Origin of the sequence: Mesorhizobium sp. B2-5-11 (assembly GCF_006440835.1) — a bacterium.
GTDB lineage: Bacteria > Pseudomonadota > Alphaproteobacteria > Rhizobiales > Rhizobiaceae > Mesorhizobium.
In genome coordinates this window covers 137,616-152,308 of record NZ_VFUK01000003.1, presented here as the reverse complement: position 1 = coordinate 152,308, position 14,693 = coordinate 137,616, and the positions used below count along the sequence as shown (strand labels likewise).

At 63.1% G+C, this 14,693-nt stretch carries 14 protein-coding genes and 1 other RNA gene; 10 read left to right on the top strand and 5 right to left on the bottom strand.

Annotated features, from left to right (window positions below; all coding sequences use genetic code 11):
* Nucleotides 1–641 precede the first annotated feature (641 nt).
* Together FJ490_RS11685 and FJ490_RS11680 are read right to left on the bottom strand one after the other, a co-directional pair.
* The gene (locus FJ490_RS11685; RefSeq protein WP_140648961.1) at nucleotides 642–1,436 is read right to left on the bottom strand and encodes a thymidylate synthase; all 795 of its coding nucleotides are present in this window, start codon (nucleotides 1,434–1,436) and stop codon (nucleotides 642–644) included.
* A 303-nt stretch (nucleotides 1,437–1,739) separates the two neighbouring features.
* Nucleotides 1,740–2,051 (bottom strand): DUF2853 family protein, encoded by a 312-nt coding sequence (locus FJ490_RS11680; protein WP_140495320.1) that lies wholly within the window; start codon nucleotides 2,049–2,051, stop codon nucleotides 1,740–1,742.
* Between the two features lie 167 nt (nucleotides 2,052–2,218).
* On the opposite strand from FJ490_RS11680, the gene ssrA reads away from it, so the two are divergent.
* Nucleotides 2,219–2,579, top strand: a transfer-messenger RNA (tmRNA) gene (gene ssrA, locus FJ490_RS11675).
* A 115-nt stretch (nucleotides 2,580–2,694) separates the two neighbouring features.
* The gene (locus tag FJ490_RS11670) at nucleotides 2,695–3,246 is read left to right on the top strand and encodes an AAA family ATPase (RefSeq protein WP_140516525.1); all 552 of its coding nucleotides are present in this window, start codon (nucleotides 2,695–2,697) and stop codon (nucleotides 3,244–3,246) included.
* A gap of 64 nt (nucleotides 3,247–3,310) precedes the next feature.
* On the opposite strand, the gene FJ490_RS11665 is transcribed toward FJ490_RS11670, so the two are convergent.
* Nucleotides 3,311–4,516, bottom strand: a complete 1,206-nt coding sequence (locus FJ490_RS11665; RefSeq protein ID WP_140516527.1) for a multidrug effflux MFS transporter — start codon at nucleotides 4,514–4,516, stop codon at nucleotides 3,311–3,313.
* Between the two features lie 186 nt (nucleotides 4,517–4,702).
* On the opposite strand from FJ490_RS11665, the gene FJ490_RS11660 reads away from it, so the two are divergent.
* The 4 genes from FJ490_RS11660 to FJ490_RS11645 all read left to right on the top strand — a co-directional run bounded on the left by FJ490_RS11660 (nucleotide 4,703) and on the right by FJ490_RS11645 (nucleotide 6,516).
* On the top strand, nucleotides 4,703–5,392 hold the full coding sequence (locus tag FJ490_RS11660) for a TetR/AcrR family transcriptional regulator (protein WP_140495314.1): 690 nt from the start codon (nucleotides 4,703–4,705) through the stop codon (nucleotides 5,390–5,392).
* Nucleotides 5,393–5,537: 145 nt separating this feature from the next.
* Entirely contained in the window at nucleotides 5,538–6,071 is a 534-nt protein-coding gene (locus FJ490_RS11655) for an SspB family protein (RefSeq protein ID WP_140495312.1), read from the top strand.
* Nucleotides 6,072–6,089: 18 nt separating this feature from the next.
* Nucleotides 6,090–6,287 (top strand): DUF4169 family protein, encoded by a 198-nt coding sequence (locus FJ490_RS11650; protein ID WP_140495310.1) that lies wholly within the window; start codon nucleotides 6,090–6,092, stop codon nucleotides 6,285–6,287.
* A 7-nt stretch (nucleotides 6,288–6,294) separates the two neighbouring features.
* Nucleotides 6,295–6,516: a ribbon-helix-helix domain-containing protein gene (locus tag FJ490_RS11645; RefSeq protein WP_140495308.1), complete on the top strand. Its 222-nt coding sequence runs from the start codon at nucleotides 6,295–6,297 to the stop codon at nucleotides 6,514–6,516.
* A 12-nt stretch (nucleotides 6,517–6,528) separates the two neighbouring features.
* Here the strand turns inward: FJ490_RS11645 and FJ490_RS11640 are convergent, their stop codons facing one another.
* On the bottom strand, nucleotides 6,529–8,322 hold the full coding sequence (locus tag FJ490_RS11640; protein ID WP_140579988.1) for a chloride channel protein: 1,794 nt from the start codon (nucleotides 8,320–8,322) through the stop codon (nucleotides 6,529–6,531).
* A 148-nt stretch (nucleotides 8,323–8,470) separates the two neighbouring features.
* Between FJ490_RS11640 and FJ490_RS11635 the strand changes: the two genes are divergently transcribed.
* The 4 genes from FJ490_RS11635 (at nucleotide 8,471) to FJ490_RS11620 (ending at nucleotide 10,695) form a co-directional block, all read left to right on the top strand.
* A complete protein-coding gene (locus FJ490_RS11635) occupies nucleotides 8,471–8,941 on the top strand; it encodes a MarR family winged helix-turn-helix transcriptional regulator (RefSeq protein ID WP_140516535.1) in 471 nt (156 codons plus the stop codon).
* A 14-nt stretch (nucleotides 8,942–8,955) separates the two neighbouring features.
* Entirely contained in the window at nucleotides 8,956–9,201 is a 246-nt protein-coding gene (locus FJ490_RS11630; protein WP_140495302.1) for a DUF982 domain-containing protein, read from the top strand.
* Nucleotides 9,202–9,468: 267 nt separating this feature from the next.
* Nucleotides 9,469–9,774, top strand: coding sequence for a hypothetical protein (locus tag FJ490_RS11625; RefSeq protein ID WP_140495300.1), 306 nt, complete (start codon nucleotides 9,469–9,471; stop codon nucleotides 9,772–9,774).
* 33 nt (nucleotides 9,775–9,807) lie between these two features.
* Nucleotides 9,808–10,695, top strand: a complete 888-nt coding sequence (locus tag FJ490_RS11620; protein ID WP_140729176.1) for a sigma-70 family RNA polymerase sigma factor — start codon at nucleotides 9,808–9,810, stop codon at nucleotides 10,693–10,695.
* A gap of 70 nt (nucleotides 10,696–10,765) precedes the next feature.
* Here FJ490_RS11620 and FJ490_RS11615 read toward each other — a convergent pair whose 3' ends face one another.
* Nucleotides 10,766–14,638 (bottom strand): AsmA family protein, encoded by a 3,873-nt coding sequence (locus FJ490_RS11615; RefSeq protein ID WP_140729177.1) that lies wholly within the window; start codon nucleotides 14,636–14,638, stop codon nucleotides 10,766–10,768.
* Nucleotides 14,639–14,693 lie beyond the last annotated feature (55 nt).

Below are 14,693 nucleotides of genomic sequence, written 5' to 3'. Positions count from 1 at the left end.
GCGTCGCCATTGAATGCGCGGCGTCATCGCGACCTGCGATAGACCAGCACGGATACAGCGAAAGGCAGACGAAGACGTCACAAGAAAATCGGCGCCCGTTGCCCTCGACGGAACCAAGGCTGAAATCTTCTAAAGCGCGTCGTTCCCCCAAAACCGCGGTCACTTTTGGGCGACATAGCTGTCGCCGCCGTGATCTATTGGGAGAGGCGAGACAATGTCTAAATGCAGATAAGTGTGTGTCGAAACGAGCCTTCCGGCGTCTTCACCATCCGCACTTTGCAGACATACCGCGTCTCGCTTGATATGGCGCTTGCGGGAAGGTCATTCCCCTCTGCGTCAGCGGGCTTGCAAGTCGCGCGGGGACAGTTTGGCAGCTTCGCAGCTGGATCGTCGCAGAACGGCTTCATGCTGTTGTTGATGCATTCACACCCGCACTCGGCAAATGCGCGGCCATTGAAAGCGAAGACAAAGACGAGCGCAAATACCGCTGCTGGCAGTCGCATGGACGCCTCCCCGGAAATCTCCTGGCCTGAGGGTAAGGTCGACCGATCTTGTCGAAAAGATATCAAAACGACGTACCGGCGAGGCACCACCATCGCCACGGCCTCGAGACATCAGGTCGGCAAGGTTGCGCCGGCGGTTCAGACCGCGATCGGCGCCTTGATCGTCGCGTCGGCGACATAATTTTCCAGCCGGAAATCCTCGAAGCGGAAGGCGAAGAGATCCTTCACTTCAGGGTTGATCCACATGGTCGGCAGCGTTCTTGGCGTGCGCCGCAGCTGCTCGCGCGCCTGCTCGAAATGGTTCGAATAAAGATGTGCGTCGCCGAGCGTATGGACGAAATCACCGGGCTTCAGGCCGGTCACCTGCGCCACCATCAGCGTCAGCAGGGCGTAGGAGGCGATGTTGAACGGAACGCCGAGGAAGATGTCGCCGGAACGCTGGTAAAGCTGGCAGGAAAGCCGGCCTTCCGAGACGTAGAACTGGAACAGGCAATGGCATGGCGGTAACGCCATCGCCTCCACCTCGGCCGGATTCCAGGCCGAAACGATCAGCCGCCGCGATTGAGGATTGCGGCGTATCTCTTTCACAAGATTGGTTATCTGATCGATCGACCCGCCATGGCCGTCCGGCCAGGAACGCCACTGCTTGCCATAGACGGGGCCAAGGTCGCCATTCTCGTCAGCCCATTCGTCCCAGATGGAAACGCCATGGTCGGTCAGATATTTGATATTGGTTTCGCCGGCCAGGAACCACAAAAGCTCATGAATGATCGATTTCAGGTGCAGCTTCTTGGTGGTGGTGGCGGGAAAGCCGCGCGCCAGATCGAAGCGCATCTGGTAGCCGAACACGGAGCGCGTGCCCGTGCCCGTGCGGTCGCCGCGGTCGGCGCCATGATCCAGCACGTGCTGCAGAAGGTCGAGATACTGGCGCATCGGTTCGGCTCGATTCGATTGTGCGAGCATTATAGCTGCTAGACAGGCGGCCGAACACATCAAAACGGCGCAGGCGACGCTTGCCTCATCACCGTTTCGGCGTCTGCGCCGACATCCAAGCAAACTGGCCGCAGCCTCGGTGTCCGTCTTGCAACCCCGGCAATTGGCGAAACCATCGGTGACAGCATTCCTCTCCCCGTCTCTATACGGGGAGAAGATGGCGGCAGCCAGATGAGGGGCAGCACAAGCCGTGCCCGTTACAAACCAGCGGCGCGCTTCAGCAGCCGCGCGAGCACGGAATTCTCAGAGCGAACCGAGCTTTCCCAGGTCCTTGGCAACGAGGTAGTAAAAAGTCACTCGATTCTTGGTGTTGTCTGCGGCCATCGCCTTGCAGGTCTTCTCGATCGCAGCATCTGCCTTCGCCGCATCGGCGACGCCGAGCTTCTTGCCGACCCAGTTTTCCCGGACGCGCTCGAGTTCTTTGGGATCGGTGCAGGACACCAGCGAGGAGTCGCGGTTCCTGAGCGCGATGCCCAGATGCTTGACGATCTTCTCAACAATTTCCGCACTCGCCGCGGCGTCGTATTTCTTCACGTCTGCAAGATAGTCGGCCATCAAAATTCCCCTCGTCGGCGCCACGGATCCGGTCGATGAGGGCTGTGGCGCGCTCCGCAACTCGTGCGCTCGGTCGGTAACTCCTCACCGCGGCAAAGCTTCGGTTGAGACCGTTCCCAAGTCAACCCTGCCGCGTCGCATTTTGACACAGGGACAAAGCACATTGCGGTCTTTCATTTCTGGCGATGGACCCCTATATTCGCTTCGTCGGCTTGACCGACTATGGCGATAAACTGGCGATGAAATAAGCCGTTCGGACCCGGGGGCGGTACCCGGCGCCTCCACCAAAAACCGCTCTGGAAGACGGAGCGGCTTTTGCTGGGGGCGAAATAGGATCGACGAAGGTGTAAAGATCGTACTTTTGCCCGGCATTGTACCACCGTCATCGGGCTAAACTTATAGTTGCCAACGACAACTATGCGGAAGCACGTCTCGCTGCTTAATGCAGTGCGATAGCTTCAAATCAAGCCCTAGGGGTTCGCACTTCTAGGCGGGGTTCGGAGGTACCTGGCAACAGAAACCTCCACTTCTCCCCTTTTTCATCGGCATCACGCACAACGGCACGCTCGCGCCGGCCAGACTTCGTTCGGCCCATGGGAGGCGACGCAGTGGAGCCGCGTGCCTCCTTCGACATGGGTAAAAAATGCAAAACAATTCCGACCGATTCTTCGTGCTGACCGGCGGTCCGGGCTCCGGCAAGACCACACTGATCGAAGCCTTGCGCCGTGCAGGGTTCGCCACCTCGGTCGAGGCCGGACGCGGCATCATTCGCGACCAGTCCGCCATTGGCGGCTCCGCTTTGCCTTGGAGCGATCGCGCATTGTTTGCCGAATTGATGCTGTCCTGGGAGATGCGCTCGTACCAAGCCGCGATCGAACAGGAAGGACCGGTCTTCCTCGATCGTGGCGTGCCCGACACGCTGGGCTATCTCCGCCTCAGCGGTCTGCCGGTGCCCGATCACGTCGGCATCGCAGCGAAGCGTTGCCGCTACAACCCTCGTGTCTTCGTTGCCCCGCCTTGGCCCGAAATCTTCACGCAGGATGAAGAACGCAAGCAAACGCTCGACGAAGCCGAGCGTACCTGTCACGCGCTGGTCGGCGTCTATGCCGAACTCGGTTATGAACTGGTACGGCTGCCCCTGGCGCCTGTCGAGACACGGCTGCGCTTCATGCTGGACGAAACGGGATTGGCATGAAAAAGGCCGGGATCGCCCCGGCCTCTTTCAATTTCCCGGCCTCTTTCAATTTATTGGCGATTGCCTACTCCGCCGGCGCTTCGACGGCCTCGCGCGAACGGCCGAGCGTGATCTTGGCCAGGGTGAAGGAGATCACCGCGCAGAGCGTGATGCCGGCGACCATCGGCAACGGCGTGCCGTCGAAAAAGATGCCCGCGACACCCATGGCGAGCGCACCGATGGCGAAGTGCAGCGTGCCCATCAGCGCCGAAGCCGTGCCCGCGATCTCGCCATGCTCCTCCATGGCCAATACCGAGGTGGTCGGAATGACCAGGCCGAGAAAGCCATAGCCGACGAACAGCAGCGCCGCCATCACATCCAGCCGGTCCACACCGGAAGCCATGACAGCGAACAGTGCCACCATCGTCGTGGCGTAGCCGGTCACCGCCACCCACACCACCCGCTTGAGCCCGAAACGCTCGGAAAGCAGGCCGGTGAGCTGCGACATGCCGATGAAGGCGACGGCATTGATCGAGAAGAACACGCTATAGACCGAAGGCGACAGGCCGTAATGGTCGATCAGGATGAAGGACGAGCTCGACAGATAGACGAAGAAGCTCGCAATGCCGAAGCCCGCGATCGCCACCAGGCCGAGGAAATTGCGGTCCCCCATCAGGAAACGGTAGCCTGAAAGGGCGGTGCCAAAGGAAGAACCGGCGCGTTCTTCAGCCGGCCGCGTCTCCTTGAGCGAGGTCGCGAGCAGGATGGTTGCTAGCACCGCTGCGGCCGTGACGGTCCAGAACACGGCGCGCCAGCCGAAACTCTCGATGATCTGGCTGCCGGTCAGCGGCGCCAGGATCGGCGATACCGAGAACACCAGCATCAGCAACGACATCAGCTTGGCGGCTTCGTTGCCAGTGTGCAGGTCGCGCACGATCGCGCGCGGAATGGCCATGCCGGCGCTGGCGCCAAGGCCCTGCAGGAAACGGAAGGCGATCAGCCATTCGATGGTCGGCGCCAATGCCGAACCGACGCCGCCGACCATGAACAGCGCAAGACCGCCATAGAGCGGCAGCTTGCGTCCGACCATATCGGAGATCGGCCCGACGACGATCTGGCCGAAGCCCATCGACAGGAAGAAGATCAAAAGGCTCATCTGCACGGCTGCGGTGCCGGCGTTGAGATCCGCGCCGATCGAGGGCAATGCGGGCAGATACATATCGATGGCGAAGGGCCCGATGGCGGACAACAGGCCGAGCACGACCGCGATGCGGAGGAATTTGGGACTCATGATGTTGGCTTCTTTCGAATCTGGTTGCCGCCGCAAGGCGACGTCTGACCCCAGGACGTTCGATCCCGTGGGATTCCGACTCTCCGAGAGCGAATTGTTCGCCTGTCCAGAGGTGAACCTCTTATAGCGTGTCCACAAATTTAGACAGTCTTGTCTAAATCGTCAATCACCTCTATATAGATTTTCATGAGACCGGGTGTTTCTCCTGACAGTTTCCCGCCACGCAGCCACGAGGCCAAGCGCATCTCGGTGGTCGACGCAGCCGCTTCCGTGTTCTGCCGCGAGGGCTTTGCCGGCGCCAATATCGACCTGATCGCCGCCGAGGCGGGTGTCTCGCGCCAGACCGTCTACAACCACCATGGCGACAAGGAAAAGCTCTTCATCGCCGTAGTCCGCGATCTCACCGAGCGCTGCAATGCCGGCATCTTCGCCACCATCGCCACGTTCCCGGACCAGCCGAGGGATCTGGAAGCGGATCTGATCGGCTTTGCCGTGCGCCTGAACCAGAACTGCATCTGCAACCGCGACGGAAAATTCCTGCGCAAGCTGATCCAGACCGAAGGCGAACGCTACCCTGAATTGTTCGCCGAATGGCGCGAACAGGGCCCGGGGCGGACCTGGCCGGCAATCGCCGCCCGCTTCGCCCGCCTTGCCTATGGCGGTTACCTCGCGATCGACGACCCCGACGTCGCGGCGCGGCAGTTCCTCGGCCTCGTCAATGCTGAATTGCAGACGACCTTCATGCTCGGCGGCACCCCGGCCGAGGACGAGGTCGTGCAATCGGCGACAAATGGCGTGCGCACCTTCCTGCGCGCTTTCGGCAAGCGCCCCTCCCCGACCAGCGTCAAGAAACACGCCGCGCTTGCCAACGCGTGACATTTGCGGGTGACGCAAGCCGGCTTCCGCGATCAAATCTCGGCAATCGTCCTCGCTTCCTCGCGGCGGCGGTCTATATGCGGTTTACGCCGCGCTCAAGCTTGATTACAGCTATGCGGACGATTCAACGGAACCCGACCGCCACATGGCCGACGACCACATCCGCTATGACATTCTGGCCCAGGAGGCGTTGCGCGGCGTCATGCGCAAGGTCCTGGCCGAGGTCGCGCGCACCGGCCTCCCCGGCAACCATCATTTCTTCATCACCTTCCTGACCGGCGCGCCGGGCGTGCGCGTGTCTTCGCGGCTGCGCGAGCGCTATCCGGAGCAGATGACCATCGTCATCCAGTTCCAGTATTGGGACCTGAAGGTCACCGAGACCGGTTTCGAGGTCGGGCTCTCCTTCTCGGACGTGCCGGAAAAACTCGAAATCCCGTTCTCGGCGGTGCGCGGCTTCTACGATCCGTCGGTTAACTTCGAACTCGAATTCGACGTCAAGACCGAAGGCCAGTCAGATGACGAACCAGCTTCCCAGCCGGCGTCCGAACCGCTCGCCATCGTCTCCGAGAAAAAGCCGAAGGCGGAGAAGAAGGCCGCCGAACCCGAGAAGAAGGCGGCCGATGCCGATGCCGCCAAGGGCGCCGAAGTCGTCTCGCTCGACGCCTTCCGCAAGAAATAAGCCTTCGGGTCGCGCGTCATGGCCGACATCGTCAATCTGCGCCAGGCTCGCAAGCAGAAGGCAAGGCTGGAGAAGGAACGCACTGCCAGCCAGAACCGCGCCCTGTACGGCCGCTCCGGGGCAGAGAAGGAACGCGACCGCCTGGTTGCCGAAAAGGCCGAGTTCTTCGTCGCGGGCCATCGGCGTCAACCGTCGCCCGATCCGGACCCCAAATGAGCTCCAGGTGAGCCCGGTCGAAAAACGCTCGGTGACGATCCGTGGCCACCGCACCAGCTATTCGCTCGAAAAGCCGTTTTTTGACGACCTTGTCGCCATCGCCGCCGCGCGCAATCTGACCCTTGCCGCGCTGGTCGCGGAAGTCGACGAAAACCGGCCGCGTGACACCAATCTGTCCTCGGCGCTCCGGATCCATGTACTGGCCTGGGCGAAGCGCGGCCGCGCCTGACGCCTGGCTCCGTCAGGCAGTGCCTTCCTGTTTCCCGCGGCGGGTGCCGAACCCCAGGAGGGCCGTGCGATCGCGCTCTTCCGCCTGCTTCCTGGATCTGACGCGCATCAGGTCCTTCCAGCCGACGTAACCGACCAGCGTTCCGTCGTCGCGTGCCACGACCGGCAGATGCGACACGTTGGCCGTCAGGAGCTTGTCCGACAGGCCTTCCAGATATTCATCGGGATAGGCAAGCGTCACCTTGCTGCCGGCCAGCAAGTCGCCGAGCGTCGTCGTCCGGTGCTTGCCGGCACGCCGCCAGCGCAGAATCGCCGGTGGATCGATGAGGCCGAGCACCTGCCTGTTGCCGTCAATGACCGGGAAGCTCGGATGACGCGTCTCCGGCGCAGTCAGGAATGCCGCTGCGCCATGCAGCGTCATCGTCGCCGGCACGCTCTGGACCTGCGTGGTCATCACTTCGTGCACCCTGGTCAGCGCGAACGGATCGACCCGGTATTCGCGCACCAGATGATGCCCTCGCCTGGCGATCTTCTCGGTCAGGATGGAACGTTTCATCAAAAGCACCGTCACCGCATGGGCGGCGGCGCAGGCCGCGATCAGCGGCACCAGCACATGCGTGTTGCCGGTCAATTCGACCGCGAAGAAGGTCGCCGTCAGCGGCGCGCGCATCGTGCCGCCCATGGTCGCCGCCATCGCCAGCAGCGCCCAGAAGCCGGGATCGGCCGCCGGCAGGAAGCCGGCGAGCACCGCGCCCATCGCGCCGCCCATGATCAGCAGTGGCGCCAGCACGCCGCCCGACGTTCCCGAGCCCAGCGCCACCGACCAGATGACCGCTTTCACCACCAACAACAGGAGTGCTGCCGTCGCAATCGTGCGGCCGTCCAGCATGTTGGATATGTTGTCGTAGCCGACGCCGAGCGCCTGCGGCTCGATCAGGCCGCCAATGCCGACGACGAGGCCGCCGAGCATCGGCCACCACATCCAGTGGATCGGCAGTTTCTGGAAACCGTCCTCGCAGGCATAGACCATCTGCGTCAGCAAGGCAGACAGGAGGCCGGCCGCAATACCGATCAGGACCCAACCGCCAAGACCGGCAAAGGAAATCGCCATGCCGCCCTGAAACGGAAAGATCGGTCCCGGCATGTGCAGCATGGTGCGCTCGACCTCCGCCACGATGGCAGCCACCGCCACCGGAATGAAGCTGCGCGGCGTCCATTCGAACAGAAGCAGCTCCACCGCCAGCATGATGGCGGCGATCGGCGTTCCGAACACGGTGGTCATGCCCGCGGCGGCGCCCGCCACCAGCAGCGTCTTGCGCTCATTGTCGCTGACCGGCAGCATCTGCGCGATCAGCGAGCCGATGGCGCCGCCGGTCATGATAATTGGGCCCTCGGCGCCGAACGGTCCACCGGAGCCGATCGAGATCGCCGACGACAGCGGCTTCAGCACTGCGACCTTGGCGTCCAGCCGCGAGCGCCCGAGCAGGATCGCTTCGATCGCTTCTGGAATGCCGTGGCCACGGATTTTCTCGCTGCCGTAGCGCGCCATCAGGCCGATAATGAGTGCGCCGATCACCGGCACGGCGACGGCGGCATAGCCAAGCGGCGTGTCCTCCAGCCTCAGATCGGCGAGCGTGAATTGACCGAAATAGGCGACGTTGGTGGCGAGCCGGATCAATTTCAGCAGGATGATGCCGGCAAACAGCGCGGCCGTCGCCACCACCACCGCGATGCCAGCGATCAGCAACACCCTGGCGTCGGTGGTGAAATCGCGCAGATGTCCGGGACTGCCCTGTTCGGTCTTCATTGCCTGCCTGCTTTCCGTGGCGTGTCGCTGTTGGAGGATCGGCAAACCGTCAAAACGGCTTTGCCGGCGGCTATGTATCGTAATACGATATAAATATTCAAGCGGACTTGGCCCGAAATCGTTTGAGCTTTGGCTGGAATGACAACACATGTCTGATATGTCGCATCCGCAAAAACCCCGCCCCGCCATCAGCCAGGCCGACTACCAGCGGCTGTCGGAGTTCCGCTATCTGATCCGCCGCTTCCTGGAATTCAGCCAGCTACAGGCCGAAGACGCCGGTCTGACATCGCGCCAGCATCAGGCACTGCTCGCCATCAAGGGTTTTCCGGGCGGAGGCCCGGTAGCCATCGGCGACCTCGCCGAACGCTTGCGCATCCGTCATCATAGCGCCGTCGAACTGGTCAACCGCCTGTGCGAGGCCGGGCTGATCGTCAGGGATCAGGACAAGGACGACCAGCGCAAGGTGCTGCTGCAACTGACCGAGCGGGCCGATGCCTGCCTCGCCGACTTGTCGGCCGTGCATCTCGACGAGCTTTCGCGCATCGAACCCATGCTGAGGAGCGTGCTCGCCCGAAAGGACCGCGACACGCTCCAGAGACAAGTTTCGCAACCTAGCTGAATGGAGGCTATGCCATGTACAACATCTGGTTTTCCAAGGCAGTCCCGGTTTCCACAGGCGTTACTGGCGACGTTCGAAATCTGTCCAATGCCGAACAAGCTCTCGACCTTCTTACCAATCACTGGCGCGATGCGGGAAGCATCAAGCATAAGGCTGCGCTGCGGGCGTGCCGACAGGCCATGAACGGCGGCGTATCGGCCGATACCGCCAGGGATGCTTTTGTCGAAGCCGCGAGGGAAGCGCGCATTCTGGTCGAATAACTGCCGCGCATGTCCTGGGCGTTGTTGGCCCAACCACAGGCCCGACATACCGTCCTCGATCGACGGTGAGCGCACGATGAGATCGCGACAGCCGTCAGCAACGCGCCGTCGTCCATTCAACTTTTGCGAAGCCCGGCTACCATAGGGAAGATGGGACATAAGGGGCCGCATAAAAAAATTCCGGAAACCCCGAATCCTTTGGCTCCGCCGCTTCGTCTCGGACATGAGCGACCTGCAAGGTGCAGGGCCGGCAAAGGAACAGACAAGATGAAACACCATTTGATACGTTACAGGACCAAACCGGAGCTGGTCGACGAGAACGAGCGGCTGGTCAAGGCCGTGTTCCAGGAATTGCGGGATAAATCGCCCGAAGGGTTTCGCTACATGACATGGCGGTCCGGCGACGGTACCTTCTTCCATCTGGTCGAGGCGGCAACCGAGGAGCAGGCCGGCACCCTTCCGGGGCTAGCGGCATTCGCGACTTTTCAGAACGGCATCAGGGATCGCTGCATCGAGCCTCCGCATCGCGAGGCGATGACGGTAGTGGGCAGTTACCGGATGCTGGACCACTAGGCGCGGTCAAGCGATGTGGAGAACGGCGGGCGTATGAACATCCTCATTCCTGGCGGGCACCGCGCGCTCATCGAACGCCTGCTTGGGGACTTGCGCCCAAAGCTGCACCGCTATTGCGCGCGCATGACGGGTTCCGTCTTCGACGGCGAGGACGTGTTGCAGGAAGCGCTGGCCAAGGCGTTCGAGGCTTTGCCGAACGCCGGCCAGATCGCAAATCCGGAGGGCTGGCTGTTCCGCATCGCGCACAACACGGCACTCGATTTTCTGCGCCGGCGAGCCCGCGAAAAGGCCTTTTCCGATGAGGATCTGGACATGATCGTCGACCCGGCCAACGCCACCTTCGACCGTCAGGCCGCTGCCGCCGGCCTGCACACCTTCATGCGCCTGCCCGTCGCGCAGCGCAGCAGCGTCATCATGATGGACGTTCTGGGTTATTCGCTGCAAGAGATCAGCGCCGCGCTGGACACCAGCGTCCCGGCCGTCAAGGCGGCGCTGCATCGTGGCCGCGGCCGCTTGCGCCAGCTCGCCGCCGAGCCCGAGGATCGGCCGGTTCCCAGGTTGGGCGTCTCCGAACGCCTGTTGCTCGAAGCCTATATCGATCGCTTCAACGCCCGTGATTTCGACGCCGTGCGCGACATGCTCGCCGATGAAGTTCGCCTGGAGCTGGTGGCCAGGACGCGGTTTACCGGACCCAAGGAAGTGGCCACCTATTTCCACAACTATTCCCGCCTCCGCGATTGGCGTTTCGTGCCGGGATTCGTCGAGGACAGGCCGGTGGTCCTCGTTCACGACGGCAACGATCCGGCTGCGCGACCAGCCTATTTCATCCTGCTGGTCTGGCAGGAGGGCAAGCTTGCCGCCATCCGCGATTTTCGTCACGCCCGCTACGTCGCCGACAGCGCCGAACTGCTCGTTATTTGAACGATCGAGGGAAATCCCCTGCCTACTGCCCTACTGCCCTACTGCCCTACTGCCCTACTGCCCTACTGCCCTACTGCAAAGACTTCAGCAAATTGTCGATCGTAGACGGATTGAACTGCGGTTTGGCCGGAGGCGGATTGTCATTGGCCACCGGCGGTGCCGCCGGTTCCGGGTTCGGCGTCTGCTCGGCGCCCTTGCGCTCTGCTTCCAGCCTTGCCTTCTCCTGCGAGGAGGTCCGCATCGCCTCCTCGGCCTTTGCCTTGGCATCCGCCTCGGCTTTGACTTTTGCCTCGGCATCCGCCTTGGCCCTGGCCTCTGCTTCGGCCTGCGCCTGAGCTTCCGCCTCGGCTTTCGCCTTGGCGTCGGCCTCGGCCTTCAGCCGCGCCGCCTCCTCCCGCTGTCGCTGCTCCTCGGCCGCCTTGTCGCGCTGGTCCTGCAACGCAGCGTAGTAACGCACTTCGCGCCGCAGCCGCTGCTTCTCCAGCAACGCGGCCTGCATCGCCTCGACCCGCTGCTGCTCCTTCTCGAGCGCGCGCTGGGTCAGGAACTGCGCCAGCGGTTCGCTGTCGAACTGCCGTTTGACGGCGCCGAACGGCCCCTCGACGCTGAAATTCATCGCCGGTTCGGAACCGACGAGCGCTTCGTCGCCGGGCCGGTAGGTGACCGCGCCCTTGGCGGAGACCGTATCGGCATTGAGGTCCGCCGTGATGTCGGCGGACAAGGTCGCCGAAGGATTTTCGAGGCTGATCGGCGGCGCTCGCAGCGTGCCACCTGCAATGGTGAAGGCGATGTCGGTATCCTTTGCCGCGAAACTGCCATCTGCCGCGATAGCGGGCGCGAAGCCGGCGGTCTTGGCTGCATCGATATCGCGGCCGATCGCGTCCGCCTTGGCGAGGAAGGTGCTGAACGCATTGGGATTGACGCCGGCGACCGTGACGCCCTTCAGCGCCGCCGTGCCCGAACCCGACAGAGCGGCGATCATCGCGTCGACCGATTTGCCGCTTGTCGAAAACGCCGCGGAGACATCCCCCTTGCCGCCGATGCCGGCATCCGGCAGCACGGCTGGCAGATCGGCGTCCGCGAGCTTCATCTGGCCGGTGAAAAGCCCAGTGCCGTCATTGTTTTTCAATTCGAACAGGCCGGTCAGCGCACCGCCAAGGAATTTCGCCTTGAGATCGGACACGCGGATGCCTTCCTGGTCGAGCTTCAGCGACAAGGCCGCGTCATAGGCGGTCGCGAATGGCCCTGCGGCAAGGGAAGCCGTGGTCAAGTCGAGATCGGCCGTGAATGGAAGGCTGGATTTCTGGCTGAACGGGGCCGACGGCCACACACCGCCTTTATTGTCTCCGCTCTTGTCCGTGAACGCGGAATCGCCGAACAGCGCCACCGCCATCGGGTCGAGATCAAGTTCGTCGAGCGCCAGTGAGCCGGCCAGATGCGGCACGCCATCCTTGCCGTCAATCCCCTCCTTGACGTCGATGTTCACGTCACCCGACACCGCAGCTTCGTTGATGGCGGCGTTGAGGCCGGAGAGCACCAGTAGGCCGTTGCCGTAATCGGCCTGCGCGGTGAGCGACGTCGACGTGCCTGTCCCCATGCCCGGCAGGCCTATGCCCGATGTCATCAGCCAGGGCTCGATGTCGGCCGCATCGAGGCTGACCTTGCCCTTCGCGACCGGACCTTGGGGCGTGTCGGCTACGGTGCCGTCGAAACCGGCGTTGAAGTCGTTGCCGGCAAGGCTGAAGCTCGTCGCAAGGCCGCCGCCCAGCGTGCCCTTGGCCTGGATGTCGGTGCTTGCCTCGCCGAGCATGCCGAGCGGCAGTGCCGGCAAGCCGTAAAGTGCCAGCAGCGCTGTGGCGTCGGGGTTCCTGGCATTGAAGGTCAGCGCCACAGGCGCTTCAAGAAGCTTGTCGACCGCTCCCTTCCCCGACAGCGAGGCGGAAAAGGACGATCCGCCGGCCTTGCCTTGCCCGCTCACAGCAAGCCCTGTTGTGCCGTCGCCATTGTCGGCAGCACTCACCACAAGATCGACGCGCGAGTCCTGGAACAGGTCGGGATAAGCAGCGGCGCGGCTTGCCAGTCCCTTGAGCACGGCATTGTCGGCATAGTGCTGCGCCGCCACGTCTATCAGCGGCTTCAGGTCGACGGCGACCACGGAGGCGTCAAGCTTGCCGGTCGGGCTTGCTGGGAAATCCTTGATCCGGCCTGTGGCGCTGATCGACGCGCCAGCCAGCCCGCCCACCGACAGCCGGTCGATCTCAAGCAGCCCGTCGCGCAGCCTGAGCGCGGTGTCGACCGTGTCGGCGGACAAGCCTCCGGCACTGACCGGTCCCGCCTTGATCTGGAAATCGAGGTCGCGGTCGGCAAATCGGTTGGCGCCCTTGTCACTGATGAAGATCGAAGCGAAGGCCGCCAGCCCGTCGACATCGAGATCGCCGCCTTCCAGCCGCATCAGCACCGAGGGCCTGCCGTCGTCGGGCTGGCTGGAATCGATGCGGCCGGAAAACATCGCCTTGCCCAGGACCAGTTCGAGATCGCTGAAGGCCTGGCGCTTTTCGGAGAGATCGACTTTAGCCCGGAAGCCGGCGGCGGGCAGACGCCGGATCGCCTCGTCGACGTCCTTGGACAACCAGGCAGCGAAGCCGGAAGGCTGCGCCACGGCCAGCAGCAGCGAACCGGTGAAGCCGAAATGGTTCTCGACGCTGAGCAGGCCGTCGGCCTCCAGCGTGGCGCGGCCGGGCAGTGTCGCGGCGAGCGATTTCACCGACCAGCCGCCATCGACCGGCTCGGCGGAAAGATGAACGTCGCGAACCGTGGTGTCACCGGCCACCACGGCCGGCAACCTGACCTCGACCGTTCCGGGAATGGTCGGCTTAGGCAGGTCGAGCAAGGCCTGTTCCAGTCCGGCAATGCGCTGATCCAGTGTCAGGCCGGCGCCTGCCGCCGCACCCACGGCCTCGTCGAACTGCACCTGCGCGCCATTGGCCTCGATGGCGAAGCTCGGCTTCTGGCCGAGATCGATCGAGGCCTTGCCGTCGGCGGTATAGGGATTGTCGAGGGGTCCGGTCTCGAAGCGGAATTCATCGATGCCGAGCTTCTGGTGATCGAGCGCGAACTTGCCGTTAACCCGAAAGCCGGGATCGGACTTGCCGGTGCCGACCTTCACCGTCTCGCCATCGGTGCCCCGCAACTGGGCTGAGTTCTTATCGGCGCCGGAAATCTTGAACTGTCCGGAGTAGATGGCGGCGCCGTTGACGATGCCGGCATTGCCGTCGGTTTCGATGACCAGCGGATAGGCGTCGGGATCGGCCTTGAGCCGAAACCGCATCTGGCCGTTGGCTTCGGCCTTGCCGGTCGTGGCGGCAACCGTCGTGCGCAGGCCGTCGAACCTCAACGTGCCATCCATGCGCCACGGGCCCGCCAGCGATTTGGCCGAAATGGTCGAATTGATCTCGGACATGGTGTGGCTGCGTCCGCCGGCGGCATGACGCAACTCGATCTGCCCTTCCGTCACCGTCAGCTTCTCGATCGAGATCTGGTTGAGGTTGAAGGGCGAGGACGGCCGCATCGCCCAGTCGACGGTACCATTGGCGGCGATGTCGATCGTCGCTTTCGGCCGCACCAGCCGCATGTCGAAAATCAGCACCTCGCCACGCAGGAACGGCGCCAGTTCCGCATCCATCGAAAACGTCTCGACGGTCATCGCCGGCTGGCCGGCGGGGCCGCCGGCAACGGCGACATTGGAGAAGGTTACCGACGGAAACGGCAACAAGCGCGCCGTGGCGTCGCCCTGCACGGTCACCTTGCGGCCGAGAATGGCGCTCGCTTCGCGCTCGAACTGCGCCCGATAGCCGGACCAGTCGACAAAATACGGCCCCACCAGCGCCGCGCACAGCACCAGCACGAACAGGCCACCAAAGATCACGAACAGGCGTGCGAGCATCAGTTCCGAACGGTTTGGTTGAAATCAGCCGCACTCTACCTGCATCCGCGTGTCG

Coding starts and splice junctions, on each gene's coding strand:
- FJ490_RS11685 (WP_140648961.1), bottom strand. CDS start 1,436: ATGCGCCAGTATCTCGACCTTCTGCAGCACGTGCTGGATCATGGCGCC.
- FJ490_RS11680 (WP_140495320.1), bottom strand. CDS start 2,051: ATGGCCGACTATCTTGCAGACGTGAAGAAATACGACGCCGCGGCGAGT.
- FJ490_RS11670 (WP_140516525.1), top strand. CDS start 2,695: ATGCAAAACAATTCCGACCGATTCTTCGTGCTGACCGGCGGTCCGGGC.
- FJ490_RS11665 (WP_140516527.1), bottom strand. CDS start 4,516: ATGAGTCCCAAATTCCTCCGCATCGCGGTCGTGCTCGGCCTGTTGTCC.
- FJ490_RS11660 (WP_140495314.1), top strand. CDS start 4,703: ATGAGACCGGGTGTTTCTCCTGACAGTTTCCCGCCACGCAGCCACGAG.
- FJ490_RS11655 (WP_140495312.1), top strand. CDS start 5,538: ATGGCCGACGACCACATCCGCTATGACATTCTGGCCCAGGAGGCGTTG.
- FJ490_RS11650 (WP_140495310.1), top strand. CDS start 6,090: ATGGCCGACATCGTCAATCTGCGCCAGGCTCGCAAGCAGAAGGCAAGG.
- FJ490_RS11640 (WP_140579988.1), bottom strand. CDS start 8,322: ATGAAGACCGAACAGGGCAGTCCCGGACATCTGCGCGATTTCACCACC.
- FJ490_RS11635 (WP_140516535.1), top strand. CDS start 8,471: ATGTCTGATATGTCGCATCCGCAAAAACCCCGCCCCGCCATCAGCCAG.
- FJ490_RS11630 (WP_140495302.1), top strand. CDS start 8,956: ATGTACAACATCTGGTTTTCCAAGGCAGTCCCGGTTTCCACAGGCGTT.
- FJ490_RS11625 (WP_140495300.1), top strand. CDS start 9,469: ATGAAACACCATTTGATACGTTACAGGACCAAACCGGAGCTGGTCGAC.
- FJ490_RS11620 (WP_140729176.1), top strand. CDS start 9,808: ATGAACATCCTCATTCCTGGCGGGCACCGCGCGCTCATCGAACGCCTG.
- FJ490_RS11615 (WP_140729177.1), bottom strand. CDS start 14,638: ATGCTCGCACGCCTGTTCGTGATCTTTGGTGGCCTGTTCGTGCTGGTG.